This is a genomic window from Nocardia sp. BSTN01, from assembly GCF_015354405.1.
Classification (GTDB): Bacteria; Actinomycetota; Actinomycetes; order Mycobacteriales; family Mycobacteriaceae; genus Nocardia.
In genome coordinates, this window is sequence record NZ_JADKYP010000183.1 from 1 (window position 1) to 437 (window position 437).

At 66.6% G+C, this 437-nt stretch carries 1 protein-coding gene; it reads left to right on the forward strand.

What is annotated here, in order from left to right:
• On the forward strand, positions 1-437 hold a 437-nt coding region (locus IRT45_RS36445; protein ID WP_194810282.1), incomplete at both ends, for a condensation domain-containing protein.

Genomic DNA, 437 nt, shown 5'->3' on the forward strand with positions numbered 1-437 from the left:
CGTGCTGCCCGCCCGCGCAGGAATGTGGCGACGCGACGGCGCGGCGGTCGTGCCCCTGCACGAGCAGGACCTCACCGACGCCTTGGCAGAACTGGCCCGGTACCGGTTCGATCTGTCGACCGAGATCCCGATTCGCGCCCAGATCTACTCGGTAGGACCCGAACAGTACGTCGTGGGAATTGTGTTGCACCACATTGCTTTCGACGGGTGGTCCCCGGCTCCGATGGCCCGCGACGTGGGCGAAGCGTACCGAGCGCGCCGACACGGCCGCGCCCCGGCGTGGGCGCCGTTGCCAGTGCAATATGTCGACTACACGCTGTGGCAACGCACCCGACTCGGCGAACTACACGACCCCCACAGCCCCATCACCACCGAGCTGGAATATTGGGAACACATCCTCGCCGGGATGCCAGAACACCTCGACCTCCCGACCGACA